Here is a 21,751-nt window from a genome sequence, read left to right as displayed (position 1 = left end):
TTTTTCCGCTTTTGCCTATTCCTTAGCCATCTGGCATAGAAAGATCCAATATATCTTCTCCATCTTTCTTTTTTGCTGATTTCTTGTTCGCTGTGTTGTCCACTTTCGCCGCTGTGGCCGTCTTATTTCCCGCGGCGGTAGCAGCAGGCTCGGTCTTTTTGCGCCAAAACATCAAACGGCTGAACTGCTTGCCAGATAACACAAACCAAATGGCTACTGCGCCTAACACTAAAATAAACAAATTAATCAGAATGATCCAAAGCCAAGGTACTTCTGTGGCAACCGGCTCGGCAACCTCAACAATGGCTTCGGTTGCAGTGTCGGCGGGCCCTAAGTCAGGCGCTTCCTGCGCCAGCATGGCCACTAAAAAACGCTCTTCAGGTAAATTTAATACAAACTCTCGACCATCGCGCATTTGGCCAAAAACGGCCATATTCAAAATATAACTACCATGCCCGCGGTTATCGACCTGCAGTTGCTTTGTTGTGGTAGGCTCGACTAAAGAGAATGATTGCATATCGCCATCTGGGTATTGAATTTGCCCTTGGAACAGCAAAGAGTCGACGTCTACCAGATCACTATTCGCATCCAACATAATAATATGGCTTTGCTCCGCTTTAGTTGCCATCTGTACGTTAAGCGTAATAGGCGAAGGTTCAATAATAACGGCGCTTTGTTCCACTTCGCGAGTGTACAAAGGCGTACGCACAATAAAACGCGGGATCCACTCGCCTTGGCCAAATACCAAATTTATCTCACCGGTAAAAATACCGTCACGCGCACTGATGTCATAACCACGACCATCATCACGAAAGTTGGCCACTTCCACCATACCTCGGCCGAAGTTTTCGTAACGTTTATCATTGGTACTGGTAAAAACCACTTGTAGCGACAAGATGTCTTTAAATTCTCGCGCATTAATCGCTTTGCCATCTTGCAGCATCCGCGCCGTTAACTTAAACGTTTCCCCTACCATCATCGGTTTAGGTAAAGGATCAACATCTAATTCCACATCGGTCAGCACCAAAATCTTACTTTCGGGTAAAACTCGTCCGACGGCCTGCCAAGGCCCTGGCATCGGCTGAGTAATTTCAATTAAATCGTAGGAAGGGCCATCAAACCAACGAATGTTGTTTTGCTTCGCCGTGTTATAAAACACCTTACTGCCATCGGGACGCACTAATACGATAGAAGCCGAACCCGGTCGGCGAAAAAATACCAAGGTGATAGATTCAATACCGTCATCGATTCGAAACCGATTATCTAACAAGGGAATTTGATTACGTAATGGCAAGTCTGCCAACATGCGCATTAATGGCTCGGGTGTTTGCGCTGAGGCCGATTCTGGCGTTGCAACAGGTAACGTCGAGTCTTGTTGTGCAGCAACGGTCAGCACAAACACATTACACAGCATAAAACACAGTAGCATTAATCTCGCCATAAACAGCTGCCCCCTTTCTTTTGCACTAAATCTAAACGACTTTGATGGGCAGTTAATTCTTGGCTGCTGGCTTTAATCACTTTTAACTTACCACTGCGCTGGATAACCAAGGGCCCCTGCTGATCCTGTTGATTGTTCGCGTCTTCCGCCGCTAAGTTTAAACTGACCTGCCCGCCGGTCATTAATAAATAAACATCAGCCAAAATTTCGGCATCTAATAAGGCGCCGTGCAAAGTACGATGGCTATTATTGATATCATAACGGCGGCACAGTGCATCGAGGTTATTTTTTTGGCCGGGATGCAAGTCTCGCGCTAATTTAAGCGTATCAACAATGCCACAATACTCCGCCACTGGTGGGAGTTTTGGCTGCAACAGGGCAAATTCATGATCAATGAAACCGACGTCGAAAGCGGCGTTGTGAATGACTAATTCGGCCCCCTTAATGTACTCGAAAAAGCCCTGTGCAATATCTCGAAACTTGGGTTCATGTTGCAAACGTTGGTTAGTAATACCGTGCACGGCGATAGCTTCAGCTTCAATTTCCCGCTCTGGATTAATATAAACATGATAATTGTTACCGGTAAAACGCCGATTTAGCAGCTCAACACAGCCAATTTCGATAATACGATGGCCATCTTTTGGGTTAATGCCGGTGGTTTCGGTATCTAAGATAATTTGACGTTTTAACATTGCTGCTTTCGCTATTGCCTACTATTAGGGTAGATTATACGCCGTTTTGCTTTGAGGAAAGACTTTATGCAGAAAACTGTTACGATCTATACCGATGGATCTTGCTTGGGTAACCCTGGTCCTGGCGGCTATGGCAGTGTCTTGCTTTACAAGCAACATCGTAAGGAACTGAGTGGCGGCTTCCGACTAACCACCAATAATCGAATGGAATTGCTCGCAGCTATTGTCAGTTTAGAATCACTGACCAGCCCCTGCCAGGTTGATTTGACCACGGACAGCCAATACGTGCGCTTGGGGATCATGCAGTGGTTAGCGGGCTGGAAACGCAATAACTGGAAAACCAGTCAAAAACAGCCGGTTAAAAATCAAGATTTATGGCAACGTTTAGATGCCGCTTGCAGCAAACATCAGATTGCTTGGCATTGGGTAAAAGGCCACAGCGGCCACCCTGAAAATGAACGCTGTGATGAGCTAGCAAGAACAGCAGCCACCGACAATGCCACCGCGATTGATAGCGCTTTTGAGCAAAGTCAGTAATTACTTTGCCGCAAGCAGTTTTTCAAGCTCAGCAATAAACTTTGGATCATCAGGGCTGGTTCGGCTACCAAAATGCACCACTTGTTGCTCGTCTTTACTGACAATATATTTATTGAAATTCCAAGACGGGCTTTCACCGGTTTTTGCAATTAAGGCTTTGAATACAGGGTTAGCGTTATCCCCGCGCACACTGCTGGTTGAAAACATTGGAAACTCAACACCGTACGTTAAATAACACACCTCAGCTGTTTTTTCTTCATCACTGTGTTCTTGCCGAAAATCATTTGATGGGAAACCTAATACCACTAAACCTTGATCTTTGTAGTTTTGATAAAGCGTTTCTAAGGCTTCAAACTGCGGAGTAAAGCCACACTTACTGGCAGTATTCACCACAATTAATGTTTTACCCTTGAATTCATCACATAAATCGACACTTTCACGGGTTTTGAGTTGCTGCACTGAATGGCCGAGAATATTACCGCACTGTGCGGCTAAGCTCTGTACCGAAAAGGTCAGTGCTAGCACGGCCGCGAGGTTAAGTGTTTTTTTCATTTCGCTTTCTCCAAGTATTTACCGCTAAGAACGATCTTAGGTAGTGACTATACGCCACCAGACGAAAAGCAGTTTATTTTGTTTAATGCTAGTTTCATAGGCAGCAAGTTATGGTTGAATGCATTAATACTACAAATTAAACACACTAAGGTTGTGTGCTCATAAAAAATATCATTCTTAACAGCACTACAACTTATTGCTCTAATTAAGATTTTTTCTTTGAAGCTACGGTGAGCCTTACACGTTGCTATGCAGGGTTAACCCAACAGTATTGCTCGCGCTCAAAAGGGCACGATAGATGATCTATGGGTTAAAGCCTTACATCCACATGATAAGACCAGTGTTAGGGCTTATTTCGACGATTACATTAACAAAACAGACAATAAATTATACGAAAATCAATTTAAGATGTGCCATAAAGAGGGTCTTTGAGTATGGGTCCTTTTGCGTGGCAGAACCATTATCAGCTAAGAACATAAACTCACTGTCGGTATTCATTTAGATATCACCCAACGCAAAAAATCATTGGCTTTGAAGCACTACTTCGCTGGTATAACATTGAGCTAGGTTTTAAAATTTCAGTCGATGATTTTGGTACGGGTTATTCATCATTTAGTTATTTAAAGCGTTTTGCCTTAACAAAATTAAAAATAGACCAATCATTTATTCAAGATATTCTAAATGATAAAGACGATAAAGCGATTGTCAGTGCGATCATTAATATTGCTAAAAGAATGGATTTAATTACTCTTGCTGAAGGGGTTGAAACAGTAGAGCAGCTGAAGTTACTAGAAAACATGCAATGTCATGAAATTCAGGGGTTACTACTACAGCAAACCTTTGAGTGCTGAAAATGCCACGACTTTTTTAGAACTGCAAGGGGCTAATTGTTTAAAGCAATTAGCCCCGTGATATCCCGCAATCAACGGCGATTAGCGAGCTAAAAACTCCGCTCGGGTGCGAGCGTCATCTTTGAAAATACCGCCTAGTGCCGTAGTCTGCGTTTTAGAATTCACATCCATCACACCACGCGATTTCACGCAGTAATGTACCGCATCCATGGTCACTGCAACGTTGTCTGTTTCAAGTAAGGCTTGTAACGCCACTAAGATTTGCTGGGTTAAGCGTTCTTGCACCTGAGGACGCTGTGCAAAGAAACGCACTATGCGATTAATCTTAGATAAGCCAATGATATTATCTTTAGGGATGTAAGCCACCGTAGCGCTGCCATCGATGGTCACAAAGTGATGCTCGCAAGTACTAGTAAAGCTGATGTCTTTCACTTTGACCATCTCGTTAACTTGCATTTTGTTTTCTATCAGCGCCATCTTCGGAAAGTTTTGATAATCCAAACCACCAAAAACCTCATCAACATACATTTTAGCAATGCGATGTGGCGTTTCTCTTAAACTGTCATCGGTGAGATCAAGCCCCAAGGTGGTGACAACCTCAGTAAGTAACTGATTAATCTTTTCGTATTTTTCATCGCGGGACAAGCCGTTATCACGCATAGGAGTCTCAAGACCACGCGTCTCAAGTGCACTACGGACTAACATTGCTGCTTCTGATAACATAGTTTTTCCAAATACTGATTTGCAATATCTGTTATACGCACTGCAAAGAAAAGCAGTTTAGCGACCAGATCATAATATTATTATTTTACACCCTTAAACGACGAAAGCCCAGCAAAGGCTGGGCTTAGGGTGTAGCACGGTGTTTAATTACTGTACAAGCGCCAGCGCTTCTAGCAATTCACGCGGCTCGACTTCAGGACCATTGAGTGATTCATCCCAGTTAGTGCCGATTAATACGCCGTCATCGTACATCTCTTTTAACCAGCCATCACAGAACACATCGAGTGGGATTGGCTCAGGTTTATAACTTGACCATTCTTCTGAGCAGTGCGCTTGCGCATCCGCTTTGCTTGACCAAAAGGGCATTACATCTGTTTCTTCAAATTCTACCGATTCAACCACTAATAAGTCTTCACCATCAGCGAGAGTCCAGACTACGCCATGGGTTTTAGCCTCTTCGATAAAACGTTGAAAGCTTGGATCGTGTGCAAATTCAGACATAATTAACCTACTAAAAATTCTCTAATGGTGTGTATTAAAACAGAGATCCGCCCACAAAAGCCAACATTATTCTAAAGCATCGCCATTCACTTTCCACCACTGGTGAAAATAACGTACAATTTGCTTCACTGTGACAGCCCTTAACGGACGGAAACTTAGTAATGGCACAATTTATTTATTCAATGTATCGGGTTTCGAAAGTGGTTCCCCCGAAACGCACCATCTTAAAAGACATCTCTTTATCTTTTTTCCCCGGCGCTAAGATTGGGGTACTTGGCTTAAATGGCTCGGGTAAATCGACGTTATTACGCATTATGGCCGGTATCGACAAAGAGTTTGAAGGCGAAGCACGGGCATTAACCGGCACAAAAATCGGTTACCTACCGCAAGAGCCGGTATTAGATAACAACAAAACAGTACGGCAGATTGTTGAAGAAGCCGTTAGTGATGTAAAAGAAGCGTTTACTCGGCTAGATGAGGTGTATGCCGCTTATGCCGATGAAAACGCCGACTTTGATGCCTTAGCGCGCGAGCAAGGCGAGTTAGAAGCATTAATACAAGCAAAAGATGGTCATAACTTAGATAACACGCTAGAGCGTGCGGCAGATTCATTACGCTTACCGCCTTGGGATGCCAAAATTGAACATCTGTCGGGCGGAGAGCGTCGCCGGGTGGCGATCTGCCGCTTGGTATTAGAACGCCCAGATATGCTGTTATTAGATGAACCCACTAACCACTTGGATGCTGAATCGGTGGCTTGGTTAGAACGCTTTTTACACGATTATCCTGGTACCGTGGTGGCCATTACCCACGACCGTTATTTCCTAGACAATGTAGCCGGTTGGATCTTAGAGCTAGACCGAGGTGAAGGTATTCCGTGGCAAGGAAATTACTCTAGCTGGCTAGAACAAAAAGAAGCCCGACTAGCACAAGAAGATAAAACAGAAAGTGCTCGCCAGCGTTCAATTAAGCAAGAATTAGAATGGGTTCGTACTAACCCGAAAGGCCGCCATGCAAAAAGTAAAGCGCGGATGGCACGTTTTGAAGAATTGCAAAGCCAAGATTTTCAAAAGCGTAATGAAACTAATGAGCTGTTTATTCCACCTGGGCCACGTTTAGGCGATAAAGTACTGGAAGTGGGACACCTGCGCAAAACCTTTGGCGATCGTGTGTTAATCGATGATCTGAGCTTTAGCATTCCTAAAGGTGCGATTGTCGGTATTATCGGCCCGAATGGTGCAGGTAAATCAACACTGTTTAAAATGATCACCGGCGCAGAAAAAGCCGATAACGGCAGCATTGAACTTGGTGAAACGGTGCAAGTAGCAAGTGTTGATCAGTTCCGCGATAGCATGAACCCGAAAAACACGGTGTGGCAGGAAATCTCAAACGGCCAAGATATGCTGCAAATTGGCAATTTCCAGATCCCAAGCCGTGCTTATGTTGGCCGTTTTAACTTTAAAGGTAACGACCAGCAGAAGTTTATTGGCGAGTTATCAGGAGGTGAGCGTAACCGCGTGCATCTGGCGGCGCTATTAAAAGCCGGCGGCAATATGTTGTTACTCGATGAACCCACCAACGACTTAGATGTTGAAACACTGCGCGCACTCGAGAACGCCATTTTAGATTTCCCTGGTTGTGCCATGGTGATCTCGCACGACCGCTGGTTCCTCGACCGTATTGCCACGCATATCCTCGATTATCGTGATGAAGGTAAAGTGAATTTCTTTGAAGGTAACTACTCTGATTACGAGGCCTGGTTAAAACAAACTTATGGCGCGGCAGCACTGGAGCCACATCGAATTAAATACAAGCGGATCTAACCGCTATTAAAGGTTAATCTTATTAAAACGCCTGCCTTGTGCAGGCGTTTTTGTTGATACGTTTTAACCAGAGCAACGTATAAGAAAACGTTTTATGTTATCAGCAAAAGTGACTTGCTTTGTTGCATTGATCTGATAACTTAATGAGAATCATTATTAACTAAGGCTTTATTATGAAAATCCTCGTTATTTCTAGCTTCATTGCATTGTGCTACTTCCCCGCAACACTCGTGCAAGCCTCAGATCGCCCTGCTCATTTCAGCGGTAAAGCGATCAGTGATGTGCAGCAAGCTAGCAAGGTGTTGTTAGAGAAAAATACCGAGTTAGCTAACTTGTTAGCCGGTGAGTTAAATCCAACCAGCGTAACGGCGATCCATCAGTTAACCTACACTTTGGAAAATGCACTCGCCCTAATACCGAACGCTAATGAACAAATTAAAGCAGCATTAGAAGAAGTGCATTTAGGCTCTGAATACATGGATTATGAGCGTGTTAAAAAAAACGGAGTAACTTACCTGCAACTGGCAAAATCGCTGACAGAATAAAAAAACGCCAGGACAGTACACCGCAGTATAACAATGCGGCCTAACCCATTAATCAAAAGGCAATTGAAAAACAGCTAAGGCTTTACTCAAGCCCTTATTAAGGCTCTTAGCCGCTTGAACATGCACCTTGTTACTAACGCGAAGCTTTTTATGCTGTGCTAGAACACAGTATAATTAGCCCCATCCACAGCTTTGGGTCTATGATCATGATCATAAATTATTGGCAAATAAGTGCCTGGTGTTTGGCTATCCTTTGCATCGCACTAAGTTATCCAAAAGAGTTGTGGCCACGCTTATTACAATTACCGGGTTATCAGCATTTTGTGTTTGCCTCAGCAGTGGCCTTAACCCTACTCTGGTCTGTAAAAGCCGGCATAGTACCGGGTTTAGAGTTGTTTTTTCTTGGTATTACCACACTGGTATTGTGTCATGGCTGGCGTATCGCCATTTGGATCAGTTGTCTGCCCTTAGCTTTATTAATGCTGTTTAACAGTGTCAGCTTGGCTGAGGGGGGCGCCTTTGCATTAACTACCTTTATTTTGCCTGCGTTATTTAGTTATGTGGTATTTAGCTGGTCATATCATTATCTGACTCGCCATTTATTTGTGTATATCTTTATTGCGGGCTTTTTAAATGCCGCCCTGAGCATAGTGCTAAAAATTGTACTCACCTCTGGCTGGCTGTATCTGCAACAACAACATGACTGGCATACGATTTATCACAACTATACGCAATTAGCCTTGCTCATTTGGTTTGGCGAAGCATTACTCAATGGCATGGCCATTACGTTAATGGCAGTGTATCGGCCAGAATGGCTCAGAACCTTTTATGATAATGAATACTTATCGCCTGATCGCTGAGTGTCTGATAACTAAAGGCAAGGTTTAGGAAAGAGAAAGTAGCGCACAGCGCAGCATAAAAAGGTATCCAGACTCGATGCCTGGATACCTTATTGACATATTTAGCCTTTTAATACCGTTGCGACGGCTTTGGCGAAATAGTCGATATTGGCATGATTTAAACCCGAAATACTGACGCGGCTAGAACCTACCATATAAATACTGAACTCGCTGCGTAGCCGTTCAATTTGCGCTTTATTAATGCCTAAAAAGCTGAACATACCATGCTGACGAGCAATAAAGCTGAAATCTTGGGTAATGCCTTCAGCAGTAAACTTGTCGATGATCAGCTGGCGATAGCTATTAATACGATTACGCATTTCTGCTAATTCGTCGTGCCACAGTGCCGTTAATTCGGCGCTATCTAAAATATGGCTAACAATAATAGCACCGTGCGTAGGTGGCATTGAGTAAATACCGCGCACGACGCTGAGTAAGTTTGCGCGGACAACGTCGGTTTCTTTGCTGTTGCTTCCAACAACACTGACAGCACCAATTCGCTCGCGATATAAACCAAAGTTTTTCGAGCAAGAGCTACACAAGATCATTTCTGGCACTTGCTCAGCTAAATAGCGCAAACCTGCGGCATCTTCATCTAAACCGGCGCCAAAACCTTGGTAAGCCATATCAACTAAAGGAGTGAAACCTCGCTCTTTCGCGATCGCGGTAAAGCGTTGCCATTGTTCGAAATTCAGATCCATACCACTTGGGTTATGACAACAGGCATGCACTAAAACAACGTCACCCGCAGGAATTTGCTCTAAATCAGCAAACATCTGCTCTACCTGCAAACCTTTGGTGTCGTAATCGTAATAAGCGTATTCTTTGACTTTTAAACCCGCAGCTTGGAATAACGAGATATGGTTTGCCCACGTTGGGGTGGTCACCCAAATCGTCGCATCCGGATTCGCTCTCTTGATAAACTCCGCCGCCACACGCAGTGCCCCTGTGCCGCCAGGTGTATGCGCCGTAACAACGCGATTTGCTAGCAACACTGTATGAGTCGCACCAAAGGCTAACTTTTCAATGTGCGTATTAAAAGACGGATCACCGGCCATACCCACATAGGTTTTGCTGTCTTCATGCTTTAAACGCAGCGCTTCGGCTTCTTTTACGCATTTTAAAACCGCTGTGTGGCCTTGCTCATCTTTATAAACACCTACGCCAAGGTCAACTTTAAGAGGGTTAGGATCTTCACGATAAGCCGCCATTAGCCCCAATATGGGGTCGATAGCGACAGGCTTTAACTGAGAAAACATATTGTTCTACCTGGTTTATGATTATAAGGAGGCAACACTAAGCGATTGCCGGTAAACACTCGGGGATGCTCAGACAGACAGCCACTAACAGGGCCAATGCCTCTGCGGTAAACACCTGCTGCTTCAAATCTTCAGCGTCGATAATGCCCACTATTTTGCCCGATTGTGCAAACAGTGGCAAACAAGCTTCGGCTTTAACTTTCGGATCGCAGGTGTAATATTCACCGCCTTGTTGCAAATAGGCCGCGACATCGTTAATCACACGGGCTTGGCCAGTTAAACCCACCGTACTGTTATTACTGATCTTGGCAAACTCAGTATTTAACGGAAACTCTGCCCGAGAGGCGGCGCCAAAATAGCTTAATTTAACCAGCACCATCTCTTGCTCCAGATTAGCACGCGCTTGATAAATACCAAACCATGCTAAACCCGACTGCTGTTGATAAAATTCAGTTATTTTCGTTAAACGTGCTAAGGCTTGGTGATTAGCGCTGGTTTGACCGCCCAAAATCGCGGTTAAATCATATGGCTCACTGTCCAGCACACCAAATAATGAACACGCCCCTCCCTCGCCTAACTCAGGTACTTGGTATTGCCATTGCACTTTGGCATTGTGGCTATCGGCAATATGTTGCTGTAACGCTTGAAAATAGGCGGTGGTTTTTTCAGTAAAGGCTTGATCAAAAAAAGAAAATTGCTCTTTAAGGCCACTAAGCTGTAAATAGTGATTAATTTGGGTTGGAATACTCAATTTTTAGCCGTCCAGATTTCTAAAATCAAGGCGATATTCTACCAGATAACATTAAAAAACCAAGCGAGACACAGAAAAACTTGCGAGCAACGCTTGTGCTAAGTAAGCTACGGCCAACTTTTCAGGACATTTTATGATGAGCAAAAAAATTTCCTTAGCCGATTGGCAACAACAACTGACTGGCGCTACCGCAGAGAGCACGAAACCGGCGAAGCAGGCTGATTTGGTCTATTCCACTGCGACAGGCCGAATTGACGCGAGCAGCCCTGCTGTCTCAGCGGCTGAAGGCTTTGCTGATGGTGCCTTACGTATCCGTCGGGAAACGAAAGGTCGGGGCGGTAAGACGGTATTAACCATTTTAGGCTTAACCGGTAGCCCCAGTGAATTAAGCCAACTATGTACAGAATTAAAAAAGAAATGTGCTTGTGGTGGTTCGGTCAAAGACGGCATTATTGAGATACAAGGTGATAAACGCGAATTAGTCACTACCTTATTACAACAAAAAGGGTTTAAAGTGAAACAAGCCGGCGGATAGGCCGGCTTGTTTATCTCAAGCGATATTAACCACTTGGTATCGAACGATTACGGCGTATTGGGTTCAGAGTTCTCTGTACGGCCAAATACCGTTCTGAAAAAACTGTCTTTGCGCCACAATGGCCGCGTTTTAGCATTCGCTACATCCAGCGCAATATTAAAATTAATATCGGCAAATACGGCGCCAGCATCATAACGAATAGCCCCATACTCTTTGGTTAAGCTGGCAATATCATCAGAAGGGCGATGATAATGCTTGGCAAAGAAACTGGCCCACACTTTGCCTCCCGATACCTTTGGATCGGTTGAAGTAAAACCGGTCATTAAAAACACCGCAGGCACACCTTGTTGCACTAAGCGATAATGATCTGAGCGCGTGAAGATAGCTTGCTCGGGCATCGGATCTTCACTTAAGGTTCTGCCCTCTTTTGCCGCAGCACGGGCAACCACATCACCTAGGGTCGAGTGATTTGCACCAAAAGCAATTAAATCGGCAAAAGAATACAGTAATACCGGCATATCTAAATTAACGTTAGCCACCATCTGCGAAATAGGCATTGGCGGTTGTTTCGCTAGATAATCTGCCCCTAATAAGCCTTTTTCTTCACCGGTAACCGCAGCAAACAAAATAGAGCGCTTTGGCGATGTCGGCAGTTGCGCAAATAAACGTGCGGTTTCAAGTAAGATCGCGATACCTGCAGCGTTATCCATTGCCCCGTTATTAATTTTATCTTCGCTGCGTAAATCGTTAGAAAAACCGATATGATCAGAATGTGCAGTTAATACTACATATTCCTCTTTTAACAGCGGATCGGAACCGGGTAAGGTCGCTAACACATTCGGGCTTGTCACTTGCTGGTGAGTACTTTGGCTGCTTAAGTTAACTTCGCCTTTTAACGCAAAACCTTTGGGGACCTCATCTTTTTCTAATAAAGCAAAAATATCACTCAGGTTATAACCAGCGGCAGCGAATAACAGACTGGCCGCATCAGGATGCAAAGTTGCGCCACCTTGTAACTGAGCAAAGCCCCGACCGGGGTTACCTTCGCCATCTAACCAGCTCATGCTCGGACTATTTAAATACATGAGGCTATCGGCATAGGGCCGAGTTTTTTCTTGCTGTGGCGTATGCAACGAAATAACACCGATAGCGCCCCGCTCAACCGCAAATTCGGTTTTCATACTGCCCAGATAAGCCCGCTCTTCGCTAGGTAAAAAGGCGGGTAAACCTGACAGCATGACCACGACTTTACCTTTAACGTCTAAATTCGCATAATCGTTTAAACCAAACACCTCCGACACTAAACCATAACCAACAAACACCATTTCACCTTGCAACTTAACGGCTTCGTTTTGCAAATTGGGCCCGGTTGTAAATTGCTGCGGGTAATCTAGAGTCAGTTGTTGCTCGGGTAAACTAAAACTAAGCTTGGCACTTCCCGGCACAATTTGCGCTTTGCGCATAGGAACACGCTGAAAGTAGGTGCCATCAGCCGCAGCCGGCACTAAACCTAAAGCTTGAAATTGCTGAGCAATATAACGTGAGGCTAATTCATGGCCTCGACTCCCCGTATCACGGCCTTCTAACAAATCATCCGCTAAAAACGTCAGATGACTTTCAATCACCAAAGCGCTGGCGCGCGGGGCTTTGCTGGCTGGGGTACTGCTACAACCAGCAATAGTCATTAACGCGGCCGTACAAAGTAAAAAAATCTTTTTCATGGACTGTCTCAATAAAAAAGTGCCAGTATTCACTGGCACTGTAGATGGTAATAAAACTAAAGCTTAGTTAGCCGCTTGATAGCGTTGCTGATAACGCTGGTGTAGCTGTTTATGTTTGTTATTCAGATCAACATTGCGACCGTCAATCCATAATTGCATGATGTTGTGCCCACGATAATCAAAAATATCGCCTTCAGACACGACTAAACTCGCGCTCTTACCCACCTCAATCGAGCCTAAACGATCGGCCACACCGGCAATTTGTGCCGCATCTAAGGTTAAGGATCGTAGCGCTTGCGCAGGTTCTAAACCGTAACGCGTGACATGGCCCGCAGCAAACACCAGGTTGCGGGTATCCCAGAAACCATCCAGCGATAACGCGAAACGCACACCGGCTTTTTGCAGCACACCTGGCACGCTAAAGGCTTGATCATAGGCTTCATCGGTACGCGTAGGTAAGCCATAAGGCGCGGTATAAATCACATCCACGTTATTCGCCGCCAGTTCATCTGCCATGCGCCAGCTATCGCGTCCCCCCACAATCACTAAACGGACCTTGTATTGTTTAGCTAAGCTGATGGCTTGACGCATTTGTCTTGGATCATCGGCATGAACAAATAAGGGTAATTTACCTTCAAACAACGCCAACATGGCATGCCAGCGTGAATCACGGCCACGATTTAAGCCGGCTTGCTCAGCTAAATAATAGGCTTGTGCTTGGCTAAAGTAGCTTTGTAACTGCTCCAGTTGCTCACGTTGCCGCTCTTGCTGCTTTTCCGCACTATCACGAACCCACCAACCGGTTTGTAAGCCCATGCGCGGCCAATTCACGTGTAAGCCCACATTGGCTTGCACTAGGGCATCTTGCCAATTCCAACCGTCTAACTGCATCAATGCTGAGCGACCGGTGATCAAGCTACCATCAGGATAAATTAAGCTATGGCTAAAACCGTTGCTGCGAATAGTTGGGATCACCGCAGAATCAGCATTAAAGGCCACTTGCACTTGCAAATCTGGGTTCGTGGCTGAGGTTTCACGATCATCACGCGTGGCACGTACGGCTTCAACTTCAATTAAGCCTAGTTGGTTAATCAAAGCAATAAGCCCCGGATACACATGCTTACCGGTTAAATCTTCTATTTGCGCCCCGGCAGGTGCCGTTAAGTTCGTACCCATCGCGGCAATTTTGCCATCGACTAGTAAGACATCTTGAATGGCCGGCTCGGTTACAACGGCGTGCACCGTCGCATTTTTCAATAATACTGGCACGCTTTGTTTCGGTGCAGGTACGGGGTTTACCGCAAGTACGCTGCTCGTTGCCAGTGTAAGTGCTGCGGCAAAAATAGTGGTTAATTTTTTCATTAATGTTGCTCCCCATGGGCATGAGCATGACTTTCTGTGGCAGAGCCAAAACCAAAGCGTAATTTCAACCAGTCATCGTTATCTTCACAATGCCAAATCGGATCATCTTGTTTATAAGCGTTGCGACTACCGTTACGAGCAGAGTCACCCGCGGTTAAGACCTTTTGGATCAACTGTTGCCGCTCTTGCTCAAGCTGTTGCCGCTTTGCTAAGTCTTCAGCACGGTCGAAGTAACGTGCCCCTTCAATCCACGTTTGTTGTGCCACACTGTAAACGGATAATGGATGGGCATCCCACAACACGAAATCGGCTTGTTTACCGACGGCAATTGAACCGACTTTATCGTCAATTTTTAATTGTTTTGCTGGGTTTAACGTCACCATCTTCAAGGCTTCTTGCTCATCCATATTACAATACATGGTAGATTTTGAGGCCTCTTGATTCAAACGACGCAGTAAACCAGGATCATCAGAGTTAACGCTCACTAACATACCCTGCTCATGCATCAAACAGGTGTTAGTTGGAATGGCATCCGTGACTTCCATCTTAAAGCCCCACCAGTCAGCAAAGGTCGATGCACTGGCACCATGCGCTTTCATTTCACTCGCTACCTTGTAGCCTTCTAAAATGTGGGTGTAAGTATTCACTTTGAAACCCATTTCATCAGCAACTTTCATCAACATTAAAATTTCAGAAGCCACATAAGAGTGTGTATGAATATGACGTTTACCTTCTAGAATTTCGACCAAGGTATCCATCTGATAATCACGGCGAGGGGGGGCAACACGGCCTTGCTCACGCTTAGACAGTTTATTGAACGCTTGCCAAGCCGCACGGTATTCTTTAGCTGCTTGGAATTGATCGCGAATAAAGGTTTCAACACCAATACGAGTTTGTGGGTATCGTGTATTGAACTCAGAGCCCCAATTAGATTGCTTTACGTTTTCACCTAATGCAAATTTGATACTCGGTGGTGCATCTTTAAATTTCAGCCCTTCTGCATCTTGACCCCAGCGTAAGCTAATAATTTGCGCACGACCTCCAATCGGGTTAGCACTGCCATGTAGTACCTGCACTGCGGTAACACCACCGGCTAACGCACGATAGATATTGATATCATCTGAGTTAATCACATCACCTAAGTGCACTTCGGCGGTATTAGCATGTGACCCCTCGTTCACCCCTTGCTCGGTGGCAATATGTGAGTGCTCGTCAATAATACCTGGCGTTAAATGTAAACCTGTGGCATCGATTACTGTATAACCGCGTGGCGTAGTCAGGTTTTGGCCAATTTTCTCAAACTTACCATTGCGCACTAGCACATCACTTTCGGTCAACACACCGTCTGCTGTTGCTGTCCACACGGTCGCATTTTTGATATGCAGGTTTTGTTGCTGCGGTAAAGCATCTAAACCAAAAGCACGATTAGGATAAGTCAGTTTCGACAACATTGCTGGCGCGGCTTTAGCGGTTTTGGCATCTTTACTGCTGGCTGCAATTTGCTGTTTGGCGCTGACAGCCACTTCATTACCCTGTGCATCTAACCAATAACCCTTAAGTTGTTGCTCAGACCAAACACCATTAAATTGCAGCACCGCAGCTTGTTCGGTGAGCTCTTGTAACGGCAAGCTAAATTGTAACCGCTGGTCTTGCACCATCAGGTGAGTCAATTTCACTTTTTTATCGCCGATTACCGCTTCACCGCTTATTTTCGGCGCCGTACCCGTTAGCGTCACGCTAAACGTTTGATCTTGATAAGTGAGTTGATACTCACCAGCAAAAGCAGTGGGTTGCACACTGGTAAAGCGTTTTTCTTGGCCACGTAACCAGGTTGCGACAATTTCACCGTCAGTGAACAGATCACCTCGGCTGATCACAAGATCGGCCTGATAACCGGCAGCAATTTTACCTAACCTATCGTCTAAACCCAGTAAGCTGGCTGGTGTGGTGGTTAAGGCTGCGAGCGCTTGCTGTTTGTCTAAGCCGTATTGAATAGCTTTGCGTAAGTTGGGTAAAAACTCGGCTTTTTTAGCTAACCCATGCGTTGTGAAGGCAAAGTTTACCCCAGCTTTAGCCACTTCAGCCGGGTTAGCTGGTGCACGCTCCCAGTGCCGTAAATCAGCAAGATTCACGTCTAAACGCTGCTCAGCCGCGCTAACCTGCGGTGCGGCGGGAAAATTCAGCGGTAGCAATAAAGGTTTACCGGTCGCTTTAATTTGTGGCAAGCGGCTGTATTCATAGCCAGAGCCTAATAACAGCGCATTTTTAAGATTAAATTCGCTGAGTAATTGATTGGCGCGCAGTAATGAACGATCGTCTGTAGTATCAAACAAGATGCCCTGGCTGCTTAAACTGCTAAGCGCTTCCAAAGCTGCGTTAAACTCAACAGGCTTACCCTGAACGCTTAAATTCGGGCTAGCCGTGGCCGCTTGATACCAATTAGCGTCGGACAAGGTTTGACGGATCAGCGCAATAGATCCCATCAACGAAGAAGGATAGGTTTGCTGTGAACTGCCTTTGCTAAAAGATAAAAAATGCTGAGCGTCAGCTTTTAAAATTAAATCATTTGGTAAGCCTTCACCTAAAGAAGCAACAAAAGCGGTTCCACGAAAAATACCGTCTTGGCGGGCACTTTGTACCGTAGTAAAACCAGCTTTTAATAACTCGGTCGCCGCTTTACTGTCGGGTTTAAATTGGGTTGCCCAACGCTGCTGTGCATGAATGGCGTCGTTTGCCGCATTGCCCCCCCTTCGTTCATTTTCATAAATTGGGTTACGACCACCAAAGCGCGCACGCTCAGCCTGACTAGCAGCAGTAACACCGTATTGAGTATAAGGGTCAATAAAACCGGGATATACAAAGTAACCTTGTAAATCAAAAGTTTGATAACCGGCAGGGATCTTAGCGCTGGTTGAAACCGCTTCAATTTTACCATCACGAATTAAGATGGTTGCACCGGTAAGTTCTTTGCCAGGCTCAGTCAGAACAGTGGCATTGGTTAGAGCCATGAGATTCGGGGTTTTATCCCGGATCCCTAACTCTGGCGTGGTTTGAGCCGCATAGCTAGTAGCGCTAAGCAAAGCCAAGGTCAAAAGTGACAGGCGAGCTGATATCATAACGTTTTCCTGGTTTTGAGTGGATGTAAGGTATCACAGCGTTAATTGCGGTTAGCGCAGACGGTTTAGTCAATAACCCCGGCGTGTTAGTGGTGTTAATCGAAACAACAATTACCTCGCACTGAACGACCGAATGATCCTTTACCTTATGTTTTTATTGTAAATGTCAGGTGACTTAACTCTTGCTCTGCCAACGGCATGCTGTAGTAATAACCCTGTACAACATAGCAAGCATTTTGCTTTAAGAAGTCAACTTGAGCTTCTGACTCGACCCCTTCAGCGACAACGCGTAATTGCATCTTTTGCGCCATCGCAATAATGGCAGAGACAATATCCATATCATTCCGATCTTCTGGAATATCTTTAACAAAAGAGCGGTCGATTTTCAGCTCGTCTACTGGGAATCGCTTCAAATAATTAAGCGATGAATAGCCTGTACCAAAGTCATCAATAGATAAAGAGACTCCGAGACGTTTTAACTGATTTAACTGTTTAATAGCCGCATCAGTGTCGCCCATCAGCATACTTTCGGTAATTTCAAACACTAAATAGCTTGGATCGACACCGGTCCGCTGGATAATTTGTTCAATCATCGTCGGTAAACGATTATCATTAAATTGGCGCGCCGATAAGTTAATTGACAGACTAACGGCATAGCCACGGCTGTGTTGTCGAGCCAGAAAACGGCATGACTCCAGAATAATCCACTCACCAATTTTAACAATTAAGCCGGTACTTTCCGCCACTGGAATAAAGCGCGCCGGAGGCACCAGGGTATTGTCGGGTCGCAGCCAGCGGATCAAAGCCTCATAACCCACTAGGGTGTCATCTTGAATATCAATTTTGGGTTGGTAATACATCAGGAATTGTTGCTCGCGGATCGCTTCACGTAACTGATTTTCAATCAATAAACGATCGGTCGCAGCTTCATTTAACTCGCGTGAGAAAAACCGGTAAGTATTTTTGCCACGCGCTTTTGCTTCATACATGGCCAAATCAGCATGTTTTATGAGAACTTCTTCTTCCGCGCCGTCATCAGGCGCCACAGTAATACCAATAGAAGCACTAATGGCAACCGTATGTGTTCCTAATTGCACTGGCTGAGTAAAGGCTTGTTGTAAATTGCCGGCAATTTGCCCTGCATGCATTTTGTCTTTTATATCGCTTAAAATAACGGCAAATTCATCGCCACCGAGCCTGGCGATAGTATCATCTTCACGCAAACGTGAGGTTAAACGCTTAGCCACTTCGATCAGTAATTCATCGCCAGCGTCGTGGCCTAAAGTATCATTAATTAATTTAAATTCGTCTAAGTCAAAGTACAACAAAGCAAAGGTGTAATAACCGCGTTGCGACATGGAAATGGCTTTGCGTAATTGGTTTCGGAAATAACTGCGATTGGCCAAGCCAGTGAGTGAGTCGAAGTAAGCCAATTGCTCCATTTGCTTTTGGCTGCGCTTAATAAAAGAAATGTCCTGCATCGCCGCAACATAATGAGATAACTCACCACGCTCGTCTCGGATCGGCGCTAAAGCTAAAGTGACCCAGGCTTGTTCTGTTTCGTCTGTGGCATCTTCTTGCAATAACAACACATCACCGCGCCAGTGTTGCCGCTCTGCCAATGACTGCATCATATCATTGGTCAGTTTTTGCATATCTTCGGCGAACAAACTACTTAAGGGTTTTCCCAAGATACTGGCGCTTTGAACCTTTAACAACGTCGTCAAAAAGGGGTTTACGTATTCAATATCAAGATGCTTATTAGTAATCACAATTCCTGAACTGGAAAAAGCGACCGCTTTACTGAGTTTACGCGCCAGCATTTCGGCTTGTTCTTTTTCGGCAATCCGCGTATCTAAACCCGTCACTAATTGATTGATTTCTTCAAACATTGCTGTGAAGGCGCGGTTTAAAATACCCAGTTCATCGTGTTTAGTATCCAATTGTAAGCCAGGATGCGCCCCACGTCCGACCCGATTTACCGCAGAGGCTAATTTTTTCAGCCGTTTTAACAGCATTTGGTTAATGAAAAAATGCAGTAACAGCGTCACGGCAATCGCCACTAAGAAGGTTAAAAACAGCATGCGGGGAACAAAGAATCTTTGCTGTTGTAATAAAGTTTGTTTTTCTTGATAAAGCGCAAACTGCCAATCTAAACGATTAAAAGCACTTAGTGCCATCAAAAAACGACTGGGCGTTTGCATTAACTCACTTAATACAGGGGCGTTCACTTTAGCCCCCTGATAAGGGCTAAACATCGGTAAATTGCGCATTGAGGACGACACGCTATCGCTGATGGCTTGCCCCATTCTATCGAGCAGCAAAGCATGGGTATTTGGCTTGTATTCAGCCGAGGCGCTGCGATGTTGTGTTAATTCTGAAAGAGGCAGGGTAAAACCCATTACGCCAAGAAACTGTTCTTGCTGATAGACCGGCAGCAAGATACTTAGCATCCATTGTTGCCAAATACTGTCAAAATACACCGGGCTCCAGCGCAAACTGCGTTCAGGGTTTTGCTCTGGTGCCGCTAATTGAAATAAGGGGTTATTCAATAAGGAAATATCGACCGAAAAATCTGCTGCCCACCCTGCTGGCGTCACCTGAACATAGTTATCTTTCGCAATAAAAAACACGGCAAAGAAATCATGTTGCAACAAGGGCACAGTATCGTGCCAAACCGCAGTGCTGCGCTGTAATAAACTATTTTGCACATTGACTTGGGCGTCCGGCGCAATATACAGGCCAGAAAAGTCATTTTGTTGGCGACGTGAACCATCGGCTAAGGTAGTTAATAAGGCTGCATTAGAACGGGTAACTGGGCGCTCGTTTAATTGCTCACTGATGAGTTGGTGAGCTCGCCGTGCTTTAATTTCTTGTTTTTCGAGGTATTTGTCTAATTGTTGATGATATAGGTCACTATTGCGCTGCAATAGTGCTTGTTTTTTTAACTGCACTTCCTCATCAGTTTGCTGTTGATACAGGCCATAAGTAAACATCACGGTAAGACCGGCAATCAGCATAGCCAAAAACACCAGGATTGAAAATTTCAAACCCAGTGAGTTGAATCCTTTGGCATTATTATGGGTAAGATCCTTCACGAATTCGGCTCACTGCTGTTATAGTGACCTGATAGTATCCCTGTCAGGTATGCAATAAAGACTACTTGTACTTTACCATTATTTTACGACAATCGACTAGAAGAGAGTAATAATATGAAAAAAGCCCTAATTTCTTCCCTACTTTGTTTATCTTTCGCTTTACCGGTCGTCGCCGCTACGGCATTTACTGACGGTAAAGATGCGGTGTCATACCGTCAAGCAAACTTTCAGATGATCCGCCATAACATGGGCGACATCCAAGATATGATCCGCGGTAATGTGGCTTTTGACGTTGAGCGCGTGAAGCGTCGTGCTGAGGCGCTAGCCTTATTGTCGCGACTGCCATGGGAAACGTTTACCGTGCCAGGCACTCAAGCCGCGGGCGGTGAAGTAAAACCGGCTATTTGGGATAACTTAGTGGATGTGCAAGAGCGTGGTGAAAAACTGGCCGCAGATGCTGCCGCTTTATTAGTTGCAGCAAAGGCCGGCGAGCAAGCCGCTATTCGCAAAGCGTTTAGCGACTATGCACGTAACTGCAAAGCATGTCATGATAAATATAAAGCTGATTAATAAACTCAGCTTGTTTAGCTGATTATCTCAAACCCGCTGGAATGTGCTAACCGCATACCAGCGGGCTTTTTGCTAAACAGTAAACGTTTTCAAAGAAACAAGATCAGAATACGACCTTGCCACAGATAAAAACCGAGCAGCGCCAGTAGCACGATAACAAAATAACGCCATGTTGATTTCAACTGCGGGGTGGCATTTGCAGGTACATCGTTTTTACCATTGAACATCGACAATATGACATTGTCGTAACGCCAGCTATGCCAAACAGCAGCAAACACATGCACAAACACCGCGATTAAAATCAGATCGATTACGGTTTTATGCACATCAGAAGCCAGCGACACCCAACTTTCAGGCAAATATGCAACTAAAGGGCCGTCACTAATATAGCTGTTATCAAAAGTGGCTAGGCCACTGAGAATTTGCAGCGTTAATAAGCCTAACAGCGTAAAAATCATATAAGAACCGGCTGGATTATGACCGAGTACCGGTTTTGGCTTGCGTAAAAAACGCCAAGCCGCAAGGGGTGAATAGCTAAAATTGCGAAAACGCGCAGTACTACTACCAAAAAAGCCCCAATACAGGCGCCCAATTAACAATGCCGCTAAACTGTAAGCTAACAATTGATGCTGTGCCATCAAACCTTCGGTACCGGTATACCATAGCCCAAGCAGCAGCAACACTTGCGACCAATGAAATACCCTGACGGCGAGATCCCACACTTGCATCTTTCTTAACATTGAACTTTCCTTTTGTTGTGCTAACCTTTTGATCT

At 45.0% G+C, this 21,751-nt stretch carries 19 protein-coding genes; 7 read left to right on the top strand and 12 right to left on the bottom strand.

Annotated features, from left to right (window positions below):
* Positions 1–22: 22 nt before the first annotated feature.
* Complete coding sequence (locus JAO78_RS14285; protein ID WP_226752043.1) at positions 23–1,441, bottom strand: TIGR03503 family protein; 1,419 nt, start codon at positions 1,439–1,441, stop codon at positions 23–25.
* Positions 1,429–2,133, bottom strand: coding sequence for a DNA polymerase III subunit epsilon (gene dnaQ, locus JAO78_RS14280; RefSeq protein WP_226752042.1), 705 nt, complete (start codon positions 2,131–2,133; stop codon positions 1,429–1,431). Before dnaQ ends, JAO78_RS14285 begins: the two co-directional genes overlap by 13 nt.
* A 66-nt stretch (positions 2,134–2,199) precedes the next feature.
* Between dnaQ and rnhA the strand changes: the two genes are divergently transcribed.
* Entirely contained in the window at positions 2,200–2,670 is a 471-nt protein-coding gene (gene rnhA / locus JAO78_RS14275) for a ribonuclease HI (protein WP_226752041.1), read from the top strand.
* On the opposite strand, the gene JAO78_RS14270 is transcribed toward rnhA, so the two are convergent.
* A complete protein-coding gene (locus JAO78_RS14270; protein WP_226752040.1) occupies positions 2,671–3,222 on the bottom strand; it encodes a glutathione peroxidase in 552 nt (183 codons plus the stop codon). It lies immediately after the preceding gene.
* 521 nt (positions 3,223–3,743) lie between these two features.
* On the opposite strand from JAO78_RS14270, the gene JAO78_RS14265 reads away from it, so the two are divergent.
* Positions 3,744–4,073: an EAL domain-containing protein gene (locus tag JAO78_RS14265; RefSeq protein WP_369413472.1), complete on the top strand. Its 330-nt coding sequence runs from the start codon at positions 3,744–3,746 to the stop codon at positions 4,071–4,073.
* Positions 4,074–4,154: 81 nt separating this feature from the next.
* Here the strand turns inward: JAO78_RS14265 and folE are convergent, their stop codons facing one another.
* Both folE and JAO78_RS14255 read right to left on the bottom strand, forming a co-directional pair.
* Positions 4,155–4,796 carry a GTP cyclohydrolase I FolE gene (folE, locus tag JAO78_RS14260; RefSeq protein WP_226752039.1) on the bottom strand — a complete coding sequence of 214 codons (642 nt, stop codon included), beginning with the start codon at positions 4,794–4,796 and terminating at the stop codon, positions 4,155–4,157.
* 147 nt (positions 4,797–4,943) lie between these two features.
* On the bottom strand, positions 4,944–5,297 hold the full coding sequence (locus JAO78_RS14255) for a DUF2750 domain-containing protein (RefSeq protein WP_226752038.1): 354 nt from the start codon (positions 5,295–5,297) through the stop codon (positions 4,944–4,946).
* 161 nt (positions 5,298–5,458) lie between these two features.
* On the opposite strand from JAO78_RS14255, the gene ettA reads away from it, so the two are divergent.
* The 3 genes from ettA (at position 5,459) to JAO78_RS14240 (ending at position 8,525) form a co-directional block, all read left to right on the top strand.
* Complete coding sequence (gene ettA / locus JAO78_RS14250; RefSeq protein ID WP_226752037.1) at positions 5,459–7,120, top strand: energy-dependent translational throttle protein EttA; 1,662 nt, start codon at positions 5,459–5,461, stop codon at positions 7,118–7,120.
* A 173-nt stretch (positions 7,121–7,293) separates the two neighbouring features.
* Positions 7,294–7,665, top strand: coding sequence for a DUF6746 family protein (locus JAO78_RS14245; protein ID WP_226752036.1), 372 nt, complete (start codon positions 7,294–7,296; stop codon positions 7,663–7,665).
* 206 nt (positions 7,666–7,871) lie between these two features.
* Positions 7,872–8,525, top strand: a complete 654-nt coding sequence (locus tag JAO78_RS14240; protein WP_226752035.1) for an energy-coupling factor ABC transporter permease — start codon at positions 7,872–7,874, stop codon at positions 8,523–8,525.
* Positions 8,526–8,626: 101 nt separating this feature from the next.
* Here JAO78_RS14240 and JAO78_RS14235 read toward each other — a convergent pair whose 3' ends face one another.
* Entirely contained in the window at positions 8,627–9,823 is a 1,197-nt protein-coding gene (locus JAO78_RS14235) for an amino acid aminotransferase (RefSeq protein ID WP_226752034.1), read from the bottom strand.
* Positions 9,824–9,860: 37 nt separating this feature from the next.
* On the bottom strand, positions 9,861–10,574 hold the full coding sequence (locus tag JAO78_RS14230) for a GAF domain-containing protein (protein ID WP_226752033.1): 714 nt from the start codon (positions 10,572–10,574) through the stop codon (positions 9,861–9,863).
* Positions 10,575–10,710: 136 nt separating this feature from the next.
* On the opposite strand from JAO78_RS14230, the gene JAO78_RS14225 reads away from it, so the two are divergent.
* Positions 10,711–11,109 carry a translation initiation factor gene (locus tag JAO78_RS14225; protein ID WP_226752076.1) on the top strand — a complete coding sequence of 133 codons (399 nt, stop codon included), beginning with the start codon at positions 10,711–10,713 and terminating at the stop codon, positions 11,107–11,109.
* A 47-nt stretch (positions 11,110–11,156) separates the two neighbouring features.
* Here the strand turns inward: JAO78_RS14225 and JAO78_RS14220 are convergent, their stop codons facing one another.
* From JAO78_RS14220 to JAO78_RS14205, 4 genes are all read right to left on the bottom strand, one after another.
* Positions 11,157–12,830: a M28 family metallopeptidase gene (locus tag JAO78_RS14220; protein WP_226752032.1), complete on the bottom strand. Its 1,674-nt coding sequence runs from the start codon at positions 12,828–12,830 to the stop codon at positions 11,157–11,159.
* A 63-nt stretch (positions 12,831–12,893) separates the two neighbouring features.
* Positions 12,894–14,192: an amidohydrolase family protein gene (locus JAO78_RS14215; protein WP_226752031.1), complete on the bottom strand. Its 1,299-nt coding sequence runs from the start codon at positions 14,190–14,192 to the stop codon at positions 12,894–12,896.
* Complete coding sequence (locus JAO78_RS14210) at positions 14,192–17,308, bottom strand: amidohydrolase family protein (RefSeq protein ID WP_226752030.1); 3,117 nt, start codon at positions 17,306–17,308, stop codon at positions 14,192–14,194. Before JAO78_RS14210 ends, JAO78_RS14215 begins: the two co-directional genes overlap by 1 nt.
* A gap of 146 nt (positions 17,309–17,454) precedes the next feature.
* A complete protein-coding gene (locus JAO78_RS14205) occupies positions 17,455–20,328 on the bottom strand; it encodes a bifunctional diguanylate cyclase/phosphodiesterase (RefSeq protein ID WP_439647515.1) in 2,874 nt (957 codons plus the stop codon).
* 192 nt (positions 20,329–20,520) lie between these two features.
* Here JAO78_RS14205 and JAO78_RS14200 point away from each other — a divergent pair, with 192 nt between their 5' ends.
* Positions 20,521–20,976, top strand: a complete 456-nt coding sequence (locus tag JAO78_RS14200) for a c-type cytochrome (RefSeq protein WP_226752028.1) — start codon at positions 20,521–20,523, stop codon at positions 20,974–20,976.
* A gap of 89 nt (positions 20,977–21,065) precedes the next feature.
* On the opposite strand, the gene JAO78_RS14195 is transcribed toward JAO78_RS14200, so the two are convergent.
* Entirely contained in the window at positions 21,066–21,716 is a 651-nt protein-coding gene (locus JAO78_RS14195; protein ID WP_226752027.1) for a cytochrome b/b6 domain-containing protein, read from the bottom strand.
* Between the last annotated feature and the right edge of the window lie 35 nt (positions 21,717–21,751).

The sequence above is a fragment of the Alishewanella maricola genome (assembly GCF_016343785.1).
GTDB lineage: Bacteria > Pseudomonadota > Gammaproteobacteria > Enterobacterales > Alteromonadaceae > Alishewanella > Alishewanella maricola.
Note: the sequence above shows the minus strand (reverse complement) of the source record. Positions and strands in the feature narration are given on the sequence as shown.